At 53.2% G+C, this 15,048-nt stretch carries 11 protein-coding genes; 4 read left to right on the top strand and 7 right to left on the bottom strand.

Translation table 11 applies throughout. The features are described from left to right. Positions 1 to 59 precede the first annotated feature (59 nt). The 3 genes from AB8516_RS19445 to AB8516_RS19435 all read right to left on the bottom strand — a co-directional run bounded on the left by AB8516_RS19445 (position 60) and on the right by AB8516_RS19435 (position 4,400). On the bottom strand, positions 60 to 1,535 hold the full coding sequence (locus AB8516_RS19445) for an ATP-binding protein (RefSeq protein WP_369162813.1): 1,476 nt from the start codon (positions 1,533 to 1,535) through the stop codon (positions 60 to 62). A 54-nt stretch (positions 1,536 to 1,589) separates the two neighbouring features. Continuing rightward, positions 1,590 to 2,300: a response regulator transcription factor gene (locus tag AB8516_RS19440; RefSeq protein ID WP_108295214.1), complete on the bottom strand. Its 711-nt coding sequence runs from the start codon at positions 2,298 to 2,300 to the stop codon at positions 1,590 to 1,592. A 126-nt stretch (positions 2,301 to 2,426) separates the two neighbouring features. After that, positions 2,427 to 4,400: an amylosucrase gene (locus AB8516_RS19435; protein WP_369162812.1), complete on the bottom strand. Its 1,974-nt coding sequence runs from the start codon at positions 4,398 to 4,400 to the stop codon at positions 2,427 to 2,429. Between the two features lie 580 nt (positions 4,401 to 4,980). Here AB8516_RS19435 and AB8516_RS19430 point away from each other — a divergent pair. Continuing rightward, entirely contained in the window at positions 4,981 to 6,993 is a 2,013-nt protein-coding gene (locus AB8516_RS19430; RefSeq protein WP_369162811.1) for a putative bifunctional diguanylate cyclase/phosphodiesterase, read from the top strand. A 144-nt stretch (positions 6,994 to 7,137) separates the two neighbouring features. On the opposite strand, the gene AB8516_RS19425 is transcribed toward AB8516_RS19430, so the two are convergent. The 4 genes from AB8516_RS19425 to AB8516_RS19410 all read right to left on the bottom strand — a co-directional run bounded on the left by AB8516_RS19425 (position 7,138) and on the right by AB8516_RS19410 (position 11,664). Further along, on the bottom strand, positions 7,138 to 7,410 hold the full coding sequence (locus AB8516_RS19425; RefSeq protein WP_369162810.1) for a hypothetical protein: 273 nt from the start codon (positions 7,408 to 7,410) through the stop codon (positions 7,138 to 7,140). A 387-nt stretch (positions 7,411 to 7,797) separates the two neighbouring features. Then, positions 7,798 to 8,682: a carbohydrate kinase gene (locus AB8516_RS19420; RefSeq protein ID WP_369162809.1), complete on the bottom strand. Its 885-nt coding sequence runs from the start codon at positions 8,680 to 8,682 to the stop codon at positions 7,798 to 7,800. Positions 8,683 to 8,686: 4 nt separating this feature from the next. Then, complete coding sequence (locus AB8516_RS19415; protein ID WP_369162808.1) at positions 8,687 to 9,535, bottom strand: HAD-IIB family hydrolase; 849 nt, start codon at positions 9,533 to 9,535, stop codon at positions 8,687 to 8,689. Then, positions 9,532 to 11,664 (bottom strand): HAD-IIB family hydrolase, encoded by a 2,133-nt coding sequence (locus tag AB8516_RS19410; protein ID WP_369162807.1) that lies wholly within the window; start codon positions 11,662 to 11,664, stop codon positions 9,532 to 9,534. Before AB8516_RS19410 ends, AB8516_RS19415 begins: the two co-directional genes overlap by 4 nt. Positions 11,665 to 12,178: 514 nt before the next feature. Between AB8516_RS19410 and AB8516_RS19405 the strand changes: the two genes are divergently transcribed. Genes AB8516_RS19405 through AB8516_RS19395 form a run of 3 tightly spaced genes read left to right on the top strand, consistent with a single transcriptional unit; the run spans position 12,179 to position 15,009 of the window. Continuing rightward, complete coding sequence (locus AB8516_RS19405; RefSeq protein ID WP_108295204.1) at positions 12,179 to 12,946, top strand: (Fe-S)-binding protein; 768 nt, start codon at positions 12,179 to 12,181, stop codon at positions 12,944 to 12,946. Continuing rightward, a complete protein-coding gene (locus AB8516_RS19400; RefSeq protein WP_369162806.1) occupies positions 12,930 to 14,348 on the top strand; it encodes a LutB/LldF family L-lactate oxidation iron-sulfur protein in 1,419 nt (472 codons plus the stop codon). Before AB8516_RS19405 ends, AB8516_RS19400 begins: the two co-directional genes overlap by 17 nt. Next, positions 14,338 to 15,009 (top strand): lactate utilization protein C, encoded by a 672-nt coding sequence (locus AB8516_RS19395; RefSeq protein ID WP_369162805.1) that lies wholly within the window; start codon positions 14,338 to 14,340, stop codon positions 15,007 to 15,009. The genes AB8516_RS19400 and AB8516_RS19395 overlap by 11 nt, the downstream gene beginning before the upstream one ends. Positions 15,010 to 15,048 lie beyond the last annotated feature (39 nt).

The raw sequence follows: 15,048 nt of genomic DNA, 5'->3' as shown, positions 1-15,048 counted from the left end.
GCCCCCCTTGTCCTGTTATTCATTTACAATGGGATATCATCTAGCGCTTAATTTTATTATTAATTACTCAGAACTAGTGGCAGGGTAAAACTAAAACAAGCCCCACCGCCTTCACTGTTGGAAGCGGTTATGCGACCACCTTGTAGTTCAACCATGCGCTGTGCGATGGCCAGCCCTAATCCGGCATGTCCACCTTCTTTGCCTGTGCGGCGTTTTTTGTAGAAGGGATCGAAAATATGGGGTAGATCATCCTCGCTGATGCCACTGCCGCTATCGGTGACATTCACCACTGCCTGCTGGTCCTGTTGGGCGATCTGCAGGGTGACCTTACCACCCTCCTCCACATGATCCAGGGCATTGGCGATGAGGTTATCGAGGACCCGTTCGGTGAGGGCGAAATCGGCATTCACGAAGGGTGAGGTTTCGGGGATCTGCCAGTCCAGGGTGACCCCCGCCTGCCGGGCGCGGAGTTGGAATTTCTGAATCACATCCTGCACCAGTTCCGCCAGCGGCATCGGTTCGCAGACCGGCTTGGTGTCCCGGGCTTCGAGCTGGGCCAATTCGAACAGCTCCTCCACCATGCGCTTCAGCCGTTCGCTCTGGTTGAGGGCGATACCCAGGTATTCGTCCCTGCGCGCTTCGTTGAGATCCTCGCCCTTCATGTTGACCGTCTCCAGGTAGCCATGCAACGCGGCGAGGGGGGTGCGCAGATCGTGTGAGACCTGGGCCACCAGCTCCCGGCGCAGCCGGTCCTGCTCTTTGAGCTGGCCCCACTGATCGATAATTCGGCTTGCCATTTCATCGAAGGCGGCACCCAGTCGATCCACTTCGTCGCCGCCGGGGCCTGTATCGTCCTTCGTGAACTGTTCGTGCCGGGTGAAGTCGCTTTGCTGAAACGACGACATCACCTGGGAGAGGCGTTGTACGCGCCGGGTGAGCCAGAAAAACAGCAGCAGACCGGAGAGGAGCCCGAATCCCAGACTGACAGCCACGGCACTGGCACTGTAGCGCAGGGCATAGCTTTCCTGCACCGCCTGCTCGGCGTTGTCGTACTCCTCCCCACGCAACACCACATAGAGGTAACCCGCAGGCATGTCACCGGCCGGCACCGGGGTCACTGAAAAGGCCTTGCGGCGATCATGGGAGCGCGGGTCATCGCCGAGGAGCGGAAATCCCTCCCCGCGCATGAAAGCCTGGATCGGTTGCAGATCCACCCGCTTGCGTTTCACCTTGCCGGGATCGGCGGAAAACGCAAGGATCTTGCCCACCTTGTCGAGCAGGTAGATCTCGATGCTGGGATTGATGTCCATGAAGACGCTGAAGGTCTTTTTCAGCGCCTGGTCATCCATTTCACCATCGATCACCAATCCCCGGTCAGCCACGATTCTCGCGGCAAGGTCGCGGTTGAAGTGCTGGGTGATCTCCTGCAGGTAGCGCTCGGTGGTCGCGGCGGTTATCAACGCATAGAGCAGCCCGGTCACCAGGAAGAGACCGATCAACGCAAGGGAAAGCCGGGAGTATAGGGTTCGAAACATTTAAGCGATATCTTTTGAGTTAAGCGTTCAGTGAGCGGGTTTGCTGTGCAATGCTCACTCCTGTTCCTCGCTGAATTTGTATCCTACTCCCCAGACAGTGAGCACATAATGCGGCGCGGCTGGATCCGCCTCGATCTTTGAGCGCAATCTGTTGATATGGGAGTTGACGGTATGTTCATATCCGTCGTGATTGTACCCCCATACCTTATCCAGCAGCTGAATACGGCTGAATACGCGTCCCGGATTGCGCGCGAAATAGAGCAGCAGATCAAACTCCTTTGCCGTCAGTTCCACCGGCTTGCCGTCGATCTTCACACTGCGCTTGTCCACATCCAACGACAGGCCGCCCCGCTCTATGATCTCCTGTTTACCGCTTGTCGTCCCGCCACTCGGCAGTGCCTCCATGCGGCGAAACAGCGCCTTGATCCGCGCCAGCAATTCCGGAACGCTGAAGGGTTTGGTGAGATAATCGTCCGCCCCCATCTCGAGCCCCACCACACGGTCGAGCTCGGTGGATTTTGCGGTGAGCATCAGAATCGCCACATAGTCACCCGCTGCTCGCATATTGCGGCACAGGGTGAGGCCATCCGTGTCGGGCAACATCAGGTCGAGAACAACCAGATGATAGCCGCCCTTGTTGAACAGATTCATCGCCGCGGCGCCATTGCCGGCGATGTCGGCATCACAACCGATATCGTTCAGGTGTGTCTGTACCAGATGAGCGATATCGGGCTCGTCTTCAACGATAAGTACTTTACGGCGCATGAGATCAATCTTCCCCTCAGCAGTTACTCCAGATTCCATCATACACTGTTGGCGCATTGTTCACGGAAATCTCACAAATGGATCACGATCGATGGGGATCGTTTTTCCAGGCCCGGATAACGGGAATCAAAAGCCCACATCGGGACGTTCATCCGTCAGCCAATAGAATTGGAACGGCGGCACGACCAATTGGTCCTTGAACAGCCTGGGCGATTCACCCGAATAGATATCTTTCAGGTTGCCATACTCGAACATGCCCCTGTTACCCAATGCGGAGAGTTCCATATATTGAGGCGAATCGTCGAAGTTGCACACCACCAATACCGACCCCAGCGGGACAAAGGGATCGGTGCGCCAGAACACGAACAGGTGGGGATTTTCCACATCGATCAACTCACGATTGTTGAAGTCGGCAAAGGCGGGGATTCCTTTGCGTGCGGCAATCATCTTCTTCAGACCATTGAAAATCTGCTGCTCCGGAGTACCGTGTTGATGACGGCGCTCCGCCCTCTCCCAATCGATCTTCGGCCGTTGTAGCCAGCGATTGTCACCAGCCTTGTTCTCATCATTGAGGAAACTGCGATCATTGAGCGTACCGATCTCGTCACCGTAATAGAGCAGGGGTATGCCGCCAAAGGAGCAGATCATGCTATGCATGAGCAGGATAACCTTCACCGAGCGCTCGATAGCGATATCGTCATTACTCTCAATTGCGCTTTCCAATCCTACCAACGAGGCCAGCGAGCCGGATATTCTCGCATCTCCGGTCTTGTGATTGACTCCGAACGGCTGGCCCCGGGCAGGTGAATCGTTATATCGCCCGGTGTAGTAATCGACCAGGAACTGGCGATGGGCGGCCGGCTGATAACCGGCGCGAACGATGTCGGCATCGTCGAAGCCAAGCCCGATGTCGTCATGACAGCGCAGATAGTTGAGCCAGGTGGCGCGGTCCAGCTTGGTCGGCAGGCTTTGAATACCCTGCCTGAGCAGTTGCGTATTCTTGGTGGCGACGGCATCCCACAACAGGGCCATATAAGTGGCGTTATAGGCGATCTCGCACTCTTTTGCGATAACCGCGTCCTCGCCGAAATACTTTGTGATCTCCACCGGCGCGACAATCGCCTCGGCGATAAACAGCACACCCGGCGCGGTAACCTGGCAACAATCCTTCATCAACTGAAGGATCAAATGCGCCTCACGCTCATTCTGACAGGTGGTGCCTATCTTCTTCCATAAAAAGGCCACCGCATCCAGGCGCAGGACATCCGCCCCCTGGTTGGCCCAGAACAGATTGTTATCGAGCATTTCGATAAACACCGCAGGATTACTGTAGTTGAGATCCCACTGGTAGTGGTTGAAGACGGTCATCACCCACTTCTGCATTGTTTCATCCCAAGTGAAATTTCCCGGTGAGGTTTCGGGAAAGATCTCCGGCATGGTCTCTTCGAACATATCCGGCACATCACGGTTATCGAAGATGTAGAAATAGTCTTGATACTTCTTTTCTCCGGCCCGCGCGCGCTGCACCCACTCATGCTCATCCGAGGTATGGTTCAGCACCATATCCAGGATCAACAGCATGCCGCGCTTGCGTGCGGATGAGGAGAGGACGTTGATAGCATCCAGATTACCGACACGGGGATCCACATTACGGAAATCGCTCACCGCGTAGCCACCGTCACTGGCTCCCTCCGGGCATACCATGACCGGCATGACATGCAGCATATTGATACCCAGCTCCTGCAGATAGGGCAGCTTTTTCTCGACACCCTGCAGATCATCGGCAAAACCGTCTGCGTATAGCGCCATGCCGACCCACTCCTGGCTGAGGAACCAGTTATGGTCTCTCTCCCTTTCACTATCGAGCTGCTTGAGTGAGATATGGCGCTGGATATAACGTGTCGCCATCACCTCCACCAGGTGGATCATCTGCTCCTTGAAGTCTTCCCGCTTGCCGTAGAGATAGTGAAACAGCTGATGTATGACATAGAAATTGGCGCCCAGACGAGTATAGAAGTGGCGCAGGTCACGCTCCCGTATCTCGGGCTTGATCTCGTCGAGTATCTGATTCAACAGTGAATGGGATACCTGTTCATACATGATTGCGGACCTGAAAAATGGACTACACGCTATATCGGCTGCCTGCCGTAGGAGTTTACACCGTTGAGCGGGAGAAGGTAGACATATGATGGGCTAAGATTACAGAAGAGCGCTACTGCCCTGCCAACTCCCTCTACCGCATTGAGGGTATAGATAAATCCTGCATATAATCACACACCGAGATAAGCACCTGAAGTCTGCTACCTGCTGCTGAACCAGGTCCTATTTCCATAGATATTCTGTGCTTCAGCTGCAGGCGGTAAATCAGTCAAATACCCTAAATAATGAGATAGAAACCGCTGAGGTCAATTTTTAATTTTATTCAATACTTACAAAAGGTTAGATGTGGAATATGGCATTAGGCGGTTTTCACTTGTCATACATCTGCAGCTTTCTTGCAACAACTGAAGCAGCTAATTTACGTGATGACGTTGAAAATCAACAAAAGAGAGACTGTACTATATCTCATGTCTACTCACAGACCTTGGCACGAAAGTGCACGACTGAAATGAAAATCGCATTAAATAGGCCATAGCTTTCAGGCGGCCAAGCCAAATTTTTACATAAGGAAATAGATGGTATGCGAACACGTCGCATCGGACACCTCTCCGCCAGTTTCATTCTCGTCATTTCAATCTCGCTTGGGATTGTCGGCTACCTGATAATGACTGGAGAACAGATGGTGAGCAGGCACACGCCTCAGATCGATGCAGCGATGGAGATCAAGGTCAATGCCACACTCGCTCACCTGTGGTTCGAAGAAATTATCTCCGGAGACAGTAACGAGCAGATCGATGATGTCTGGTCATATCTGGATGAGTCTGATTGGTATGCCCGAGCACTGCTGGAAGGAGGCAAGAACCATGAGGGAACGTTTGTACCGCTAAAATCTGCAGATATGCGACGACAAATAGAGTCGGTTCGTGTTTCACTAGGCAAGTTTCGAACAATCGCCGAACAACGATTCTCCAACTATGAAGCATCTCTGCCCGGATCAGGTATCGATCAGGAGTTCGATCGAATCTTTGCCGGCTTTATTGATCAAGCTGATCAAGTTGAAACACTGCTACAGGAGTCTATAGCGCTTGAACTAAGCAAATTCAAGCAAACTGCAGTGTTTCTAACAACCATCTTGGCTGTTACGGGTGTCGTCCTCGCCATTATCCTTTACCGCCTTGAAATGCAACGCAACCAGCACTTACATAAAATCGAGCAAACAAGCAGAAAAATTGAGACGCAGAATACGAAACTCGATTATCTGGCGCACTTCGATACCGTCAGCGGACTTCCCAACAGAACACTATTTACTGACAGATTGGATCAGGCTGTTGGCCATGCAAGAAGAAAATCAAACTGCGTGGCAGTATTGTTCATCGACCTGGATCGCTTCAAGAGCGTCAACGATAGATTGGGACATGCCCGAGGTGACGAAATACTGAAGCTTACCGCCAAGCGTCTAAAGCAATGTTTACGATCTGATGACACTGTGGCACGCATCGGCGGTGATGAATTTACAGTAATTCTCGCTGACCTGGATGACCATAAAAAAGCTGCCACGGCAGCCGGCTCAGTAGCAGAACATATCACGCTGAAACTTGCCAAACCCTTTGATATTGGCGGTCTGAAAGTAGACCTATCTGCCAGTATAGGTATAGCCATATACCCTATTGACGCAAACGAGGCTGATGCATTGCTGATAAATTCTGATCATGCCATGTACGAGGCAAAGCAAGATATTCGTGGAAGCTTCTGTTTTTTTTCTCGGGAGATCGAGAACCGAGTGACACAAGAACTTCAGATTGGTCATGATTTGCATAACGCGATTAAAGAGAACCAGTTTACCGTGCACTACCAACCTCAGTATGAATTGCAAAACGGTTCAGTTGTAGGCTTCGAGGCCCTGGTGAGATGGGAACATCCAAAACAGGGTTTGTTAACTCCTTTTAGCTTTATGCGTGTAGCTGAAGATACAGGGTTGATAGAAGAAATTGATTTGTACGTTTTAAACTCTGTTTGCCGTCAGCAACAGGAATGGAAGCAACAGGGGCTTCCAGCCGGGAAGATAGCCGTAAACTTTTCAGCGGCACTCTTCAGCCGTAAAGATATTGCAAAAATAATTGCTTCACATTTGGCAGAATATTGTATCAGCAATCATGAAATTGAAATCGAGATAACGGAATCTGCCATGTTGAAGGAGATGAATCATACTCAGCAACTCTTTGAGAAGCTGACGAACATAGGCATTTCAATAGCAATCGATGACTTTGGTACTGGCTATTCGTCGATGTCCTATCTGCAGAATTTTTCTGCCAAAGTATTGAAGATTGATCGCAGCTTTGTCCACGATATTGATAGAAACCGCACAACACAAGCCATCATGCTCAGCATGCTCGAACTGGCACGCAACTTGAACATGGAGGTTGTCGCGGAAGGAGTGGAAACGCCCCAGGAAAAGGCATTCATCATGTCTACCGGTTGCCGATTTGGACAAGGTTACCTTCTTGGCAATCCAATGACAGCCGAACAGGCTTATGCCCTTTTGTTATCGGAGCAGGAAAACAATGTCTCAGTGTTATCACCGCGGGAAGTCTGAATTTTCCACAGCAGGATAAAATACTCCAGTAACTATGAATAAACCAACCGAATAAATTCTAATTGTCAGTATGCTACAAGCGAAACTGATGGTTAAGACTAATATTTAGCTTAAGCAACATATAACAGACGCTCATAGAATCAGCTACTGACTGAGCCAGTTATCCATATCACGCCGTTCACCAATATTAAAAGCGCCAACAGGTTGACGATCCATCGATGCAAAATAAAGGCGCTTCCCCTTGTAACCAGCGCTTTTTATTATTTTTGTTTTTACCTCTTTAGCTCCAAATCTTTTTTGAAACCGCTCCGCATATATTTGCACACTCGGTACATTTCGATGAGTGATCGAAAAATCGACGTACCCTGCGATCCAAAAGACCATTTTTTCTTTTGGGGAGTAATACAAATTATCCATTGCGTCCCTCCTCATTTTTAATACCGTACATTGTTATCCATATGTACTTTTAATTCTTAGATCCATGTCACACCGCGACGCAGACTGTGACTACAACGCCCCTCCACTGCAGATGAAAACCTTCAATCACTTGATATCCATCAATATGTTAACGGCAGCTATATATCTGTATTACAAACTCATCAATTTGGTTACAATATTTTGCTGCCTCTGCATTGGCATGTGATCCGGATATACATCTGTTTAATAAATTCGAGTCGCCAAAGCCGGTATATTCTACTGAATTAGATATTCCTCTCAGAAGCATACATGGAATGAGTGCCGATATATTGTTTTACCTCGCCGTTATCCATGTGGGCGCGTATGACACAACCTATCCAATAACGATCAGGCAAGCTGCCAGGCATCAATATAACTTTGATAAAAGGCAGGATCATCGACAACGGCACCGCGCCGCCCCACGATAGCCGAAGCGAAGCTTTGGGCACGTTCCAAGGTCAGTTGAAGCGGCCAGTCGAGTTCCAGGCCAAGGATGAGCACGGAGGTCAAGGCATCCCCCGCACCGACCGTATCCACCAGGTTCAGATTAAGCTCTGGTTTGATCTCACAAGAGTGGTCATCGGCAGCCACAGCCAACACACCTTGCTCACCAAGGGTCACCACTAATCCCTCAAGCTTGTACTGATGTCTGAAGCTGCTTGCAGTCGTCAACAGATCATCACTCTCACTATGGAGTTGCAGCAGTTCGTGCTCATTAAGCTTGACCCAGTCAGCTTCGGTCACCCAATTCAATACAGACTCCCGCTGCCACCAGGGATCACGCAGATTGACATCCATAAAGATGCGTTGCGGATTGTTGGCCTTCAGCCTGTTCAGCGCTTCCCTTGCAATCGGATTTCGCAATCCCAGACTGCCATGATAGAGGGTGGTCGCCTGGACATCCGCCACCCCGGCGGCGTCTATGAAGTCATAGGCCACATCGGCCACAATCTCATAACTCGGCTCCCCCGCCTCGAGTGTAATCGTCACTCGCCCTGTGGGATGCCGTTCGTCACGCTGCAGGGACCCGGTCGCCATTCCCCACTGCCCCATCGACTGCAGGATGGCGTCGCCCTCCTCATCACTGCCGATACGACTGATAAACAGAGGGGATCGGCCGAATGCCTGTAGGTGCCATGCGACATTGAATGGCGCGCCACCCAACACCCGTTCCCCCCCGGGGAAGCAGTCAAACAACACTTCACCAAATATCGCTATTGCGCTATTGGTCATGGTCTCACTCATCAAACAGCCGGGAGATCAACTGCGGATAGTAGTGAGCTGCGCCTTCGAGAATGCCGGCGCTATAGTTGCCGTTCATGGCCATGAAGCTACCCTTGGCCATGTAGAGGCTGTCGCCGTTGCCTTTTTCGTCCACCAACTGTTGCGCTTTTTGCCTGACTTCCGGTTGCGCATTCGCCACCAGTACCGCTGGAATCGGACTGATCAGCACCTCCATGTCATTCCCACTGTCTCCGGAAAAGACCGTCTCATTGAGGGTATAACCCAACGACTGTCTGAGAAAATCGATGGCATGGTACTTGGTTGCCCGCTCAGGCAAGACATCGAGCAACCCCATATTGACTGTCTCATCAACACTCCAAACCAGACTGGCAGCCACCTTTTCCCGCTGCAGGCGTAAACCCATCTCATCGAGTATCGGCTGATGCGCCTGGTCCGGGGATACGTAGTAACTGAGCTTGAAGCGGTTCTGCTTTGCCTCCTCCTGCAGACGGAGGCCGGGAATATCGGCAAACAGCTGTTTCAGATCCTGATGCGACCTGCCCCGCCAGTCTTGACTGATATGCTCATCCCAGTTCGCTTGATGGCTCCAGTCATCCGGGGTATCGACGTGGTAGAGGGAGGTACCCACATCGCCGATCACATAGTCCGGTTGCGGCAGCGAATAGTCGGCGATGGCATCTCGCACCAATGACTGGTCCCTGCCACTGACATAGGCCAACAGAACAGTCTCGCTGGCACACAGCTGTTTGAATCTCTCACGGGCCCCTTCCGACTCCGGTTGCGGCCCATTGGGGATCAGTGTTCGATCCAGATCGGTGCAGATTAATAATCTTTGATTCATTGTTCTTCTGGTACGTTGCAGCGTTTAAAGAAATCGTAGTGATCTATCGCTTCGAGGATACCCAATGCGTGTGAGCGGCTGGCAAAATAGATCCGTTCGTGATCGATCATATGCGACAGCTCTTCATGGTGACGGTTGGCCACCACCACCGCCAGAGTGTTGCCCCGCATCATATCCTCATCGGCGCCGGAGCCACCCGCCACCAGGATATGCTCCAGTGGAATATCCAGACGCTGGGCCACATAGCGCAAGGCCTGTCCCTTGGAAGCGCGGGACGGCAGGATATCGAGGAACTGCCCGAAGGCGTGGATCACATTGCAGGTCAGCTCCTCCTTGTGCAGCAGGGTATTGATCTCATCCACCGATGGCGCCTTGTTGGGGTCGTAGTGATAGGCGATCTTGAAATAACTCTGTTCCTGTTTGGATTGCGGCTTGATTCCCGGCAGGTTCGCCATCACCCGGCGCACGCTCTTCGGCTGCCACAGATGATCGATGTGCTCGATCCAGAAGTCATCGATGGAGAGCCCCTGGGTATAGTGGATCTTGGTGCCGAGACTGGTGATCAAGACGTCGGGGATGGGTATTGAGAACTTCTTCATCACCGAGAGGGCGTCATCCAGGCGCCTGCCGGTGGCGATACCGAAGGTCGCACACTTTCTGTTTTGCCGTACAACCTCGATAAACTGTTTGAGTCCTGAGGGATTGCCGAGAAGATTCTGATCGAGATCGGTAAAGATGGACCGGTCCCGGTAGCGATGCTTGACATGTTTCGGCGGCTTGGTGGGCAACCGGTCGTATCCGGACGGTAACGGCTCGATGCTGGAAAAGTATTTCTTGGCGTGGGCCTTCCATGAGTAGTGCTTGCGCACACCGGTCAAGCCGTTACGTGAATATTTCTGCCACAAGTTGTTGTCGTGCAATATCTTCAAAAGGCTGCTACGGATCGATTTCTTGTCCAGGGGATCCACCAGCAATCCATTGTGACAGTTGCCGATGATATCGACCGGTCCGCCGTTCTCCGTGGCGATCAGCGGCAAACCGCTGGCTGCCGCTTCAAGCAGGGTCAACCCGAAGGGTTCGGTCAGGGCCGGGTTGATGAAGACACCTTTCGTTAACGCCGCCAGACGGTAGATATCGGGCACCTCTTTGGCCAGATGGCGTTTCGGGAGCGCCACGTGGCCATACAGGTCATAGAGATCGATCATCATCAACAGTTCGGTCATCACCGATTGCGGGCCGCTCTCCATATCCCGAATATCATCACGATTACCGGCCACGATCACCAGGTTGGCCGCCTTCTGCAGCTGGCTCGATTCACCATACACCTCGAGCAGCGTAAGGATATTCTTACGCTCGTCGGGACGCGACAAGGCGAGGATGATCGGTTTTTCAGGCTGTTGAAGGAAACGTGCCAGGCTCTTGGCAAAGGGGATCTCATCGGCGGTGATGTCGGGTGGATGAAACTGGGTCAGATCGGTACCCGGTGGAATCACCGCCATATTGTCCGGCTGATAGTAGTTGTAGAGACTGTACTGCTCTTCTATCTCGTTATGGGTGCTGGTTATGACCAGATCCGCATTGGCCAGCAGCTCCTCCTCGGCCTCGATGCGCCGGTCCATGTTGTAGCGCTGGTCGATCTCCTTTCCAGACAACCCTTTGGCCAGCAACTGATGTCGCTTGTCACGCCCGAGGGAATGACCGGTATGTACCAAAGGGACACCCAGCAGGTGGGAGAGCCTGACACCGACATAGCCGGCATCGGCATAGTGGCTGTGGACGATATCCGGCATTTGCGGTTGTTCATTCAGCCAGCTGAGCAGGTTGTCCATGAAGCTGTCGAGATGGTCCCAAAGGGTCTCTTTCATCAGATAGCCGTCGGGACCCGCATCGACGCGTACGATCCTCGCCTTGGCAGAGAGGGGTTCGATGGTCTCGGCATAGTCATCGCTGACATCGGCATCCACCACCCGCCGTGTCACAAGATCTACCTGGGTAACCGCGTCCAACTCCGCCAGCGCCCTGGCGAGATCGACAACATATTTGGTTTGCCCCCCGGTGTCGGCATCGCGCCCGAGTTCAAGATCATGTCCGCGTATCAGGCCGTGCACGCTTATCAAACAGATATACATAGCGTATTACAGATATGAAGCAACCCTTAAGATCCATCCTTTCAGGTTATTGGTTGTCGTTTGGCCTGGCGCAGATCCGTTAGTGATTAGGTTATTGCCAGGCTCCTGTCTTATTTTGCTTTAACCCCATGTTAACAAAATTAGCTGGAGATTGCTGGGCAATGGGGTGAGCTTGCTTCCGTTCACTCAAACTCTTTTGCCTGGAGATTCAATAATCCGGTTGCTGCCTACCGGTAACTCGCCAATATCCTTAATCTGAATATATTGATATTTACTCTATGGATACGACTATTCATACAGATGCCGATTGAAAACCCGTGAACTCAACAATCACAGCTGCAGATGAGTGACACAAAGCAGGGGGAATTTGATGTCGCGCCTGGTTAGACGGACAAATTGTGGCTTTATTTGTAACCCTGGTTTAACTATAAAGAAGTTCTGAGCACACCCATCAACGGCCTTGTCGAAGCTCCATACGCCATACTATGGAGGTGAGCCACTGCGGGGAGACACAATGCCCGAACAGAAGCGATACCCGTCAAAGCCCGAGAAGGTCTATTTCTTCGGCACCTGCCTGGTGGACCTGCTCTATCCCGAGGCCGGACTTGCCGGTATGCAGCTGATCCGCAGAGAAGGCATCGAAGTCGTCTTTCCCCAGGATCAGACCTGTTGCGGACAACCGGCCTGGAACAGCGGTTATCGCAACGAAGCACTACAGGTGGCGCAGCGGCAGCTTGCCTGCTTTCCTGAAGACTACCCCATCGTGGTGCCCTCGGGCTCCTGCGCCGGCATGATGCGTCACCACTACCCGAGGATGTTTCAGGAGAGCGGCGATCGTGAGCGGGTCATTAAATTCTCCACGCGTGTCTATGAACTCACCGAGTTTCTGGTTCATATACTCAGGATCGACTTGAAGGATCTGGGACCGCCGATCAAGGTCGCTCTTCACACCTCCTGTTCAGCACGCCGGGAGATGGGGGTCGCCGGGGAACATGAGGCATTGCTCAAGCAGTTATCGAATGTGGAGCTCCTGGAACAGGCGCGCAAACAGGAGTGCTGTGGATTCGGCGGCACCTTTGCAGTCAAGCAACCGGCCATCTCGGCAGAGATGGTCAGCGACAAGGCCAACGCCATCACCGCCACCGATGCGGATATTCTGGTCAGCGGCGACTGTGGTTGCCTGATGAATATCGGCGGGCATCTCGACTACCGGAACGAATCGCTCGAGTACCGCCACATCGCCAGCTTTATCTGGGAGCGCACCGATGCAACAGAGCGCTGATTTCCATACCCGTATCGAGCAGGCCCTGGACAATGCCCAGCTTAAGGCGAGCTTGCGCTCCGCCATGGATGGATTGATGGCCAGCCGCAAGGCGTGTTTTCCCGATGCCGATGAATTCGAGACATTGCGCCTGAGAGGGGCGCAGATCCGTGCCAATTCACTGTCAAAACTGCCACAGCTGTTGCAACAGCTGGAGCAGCGTTGCATCGGCAACGGCATCCAGGTGCATTGGGCGGAAAGTGTCGATGCGGCGAATCAGATTGTGCTTGAAATCATGCGGAGCCATCAGGCAGGGCTGCTGATCAAGGGAAAGTCGATGGTCTCCGAGGAGATGGATCTGAACCGTTTTCTGGAATCCCACGGAATCGAGTGCCTGGAATCGGACCTGGGCGAGTACATCCTGCAGCTCGCCGGCGAACCCCCTTCACACATCGTCGCGCCAGCCATTCATAAAACACGTCAGGAGATCGCCCAGCTGTTCAACGAAAAATTCCCTGACATCCCCTACAGCGACGACGTGGACACCCTGACGCGCAGCGCCCGTGGCATCCTGCGTAAAAAATTCTATCGCGCGGGTGTGGGTCTCTCCGGCGTCAACTTTACCGTTGCCGAAAGCGGCACCCTCTGCCTGGTGGAGAACGAGGGCAATGGCCGCATGTGCACAACAGTGCCGCCGGTGCATATCGCGGTGACAGGGATCGAAAAGGTGGTGGAGAAGCTGGAGCATGTCCCCCCCCTGCTCAAACTGCTCACCCGCAGCGCCACCGGACAACCGATCACCACCTATTTCAATATGATCAGCTCCCCGCGCAAGCCGGGGGAGAAGGATGGACCGGATGAGGTGCATCTGATCCTGCTCGACAATGGCCGATCGCGCATCTATGAAGACAACGAGCTGGTGAATACCCTGCGCTGTATCCGTTGCGGGGCCTGCATGAACCATTGCCCGATCTATACCCGCATCGGCGGCCATGCCTACGGCACAACCATCCCCGGCCCCATCGGGTCCATTCTGGAACCGCAGAAGGCGGGACTGGACAACCTGGGCGAACTGCCTGTCGCCTCCACCCTCTGCGGCGCCTGCGCCGAAGTCTGCCCGGTGCGTATCCCGATACCCACACTCCTCAATCGGCTGCGCTATGAGCGTGTACGAACCAACCATGACGGCACCACCCATGGACAGGGGAGCGGACGTACATTGATGGAGGCCACGACATGGAAGGGCTGGAGCTGGCTACACCGAACTCCGGCGCTCTATCGCCTGGCAATGACCCTTGTCACACGCCTGGGGAAAATCCTGCCCCTCGGTTTCGAGCCCTGGACCCGGGTCCGCGCCAGACCCCGCATCGCCGCCAAAACCCTGCATGAACGGGCACGCGAGGAGGGCTTCAATGACCGCTAAAGCCAGAGAGGCCATCCTGCAGCGACTGCGCAACAAGCAACCAAGCTTTGATACCCCGAGCCAGACCGTGGCCATAGAGAACCCGACATGGCCTATGGAGGCGCGTATCGCCCGCTTCAAATCGATGCTCGAATCGGTGCGTGCCGAAGTCCATATCGTCGCTCCCGACAGCTGGACAGACACCCTGAAAACGGTTGCCACTGAAAAACAGATCGACAACCTGCTGTATGCGAAACAGGGATCGTTGGCGCAAGCCATCGAGATTGCCTGGGGTGATACGCTGTTACCCAAGCTTGTTCATAATGAGCGCCCCATCGATGAATGGAAGGAGCGGATCTTCTATCACACCGATGCGGCAGTCACCTCAGCCAGGGCCGCCATTGCCGAGACCGGCAGCCTTATCCTATGGCCTGATGAACACGAACCCCGCACCTGGTCCCTGGTGCCGCCTGTCCATTTTGTTGTGGTGGATAGCGAGAAGCTCTATAACACCTTTGCCGAAGCGGTCGAGGCTGAACAGTGGGGGCAACAGATGCCAACCAATGCCCTGCTGATATCGGGTCCATCCAAATCCGCCGATATTCAGCAGACCCTGGCGTATGGCGTGCATGGACCGACTGAATTGATCGTGATATTGCGTTCGCCCAAACAACAGGACTGACAGTTATAGTGATTTTGTAAGGTCAGAAATAGTGACCTA

This window comes from Candidatus Thiodiazotropha sp. LNASS1 (assembly GCF_964212655.1).
In the GTDB taxonomy this organism is placed as follows: domain Bacteria; phylum Pseudomonadota; class Gammaproteobacteria; order Chromatiales; family Chromatiaceae; genus Thiodiazotropha.
This window is presented reverse-complemented; position numbering and strand designations above follow the sequence as displayed.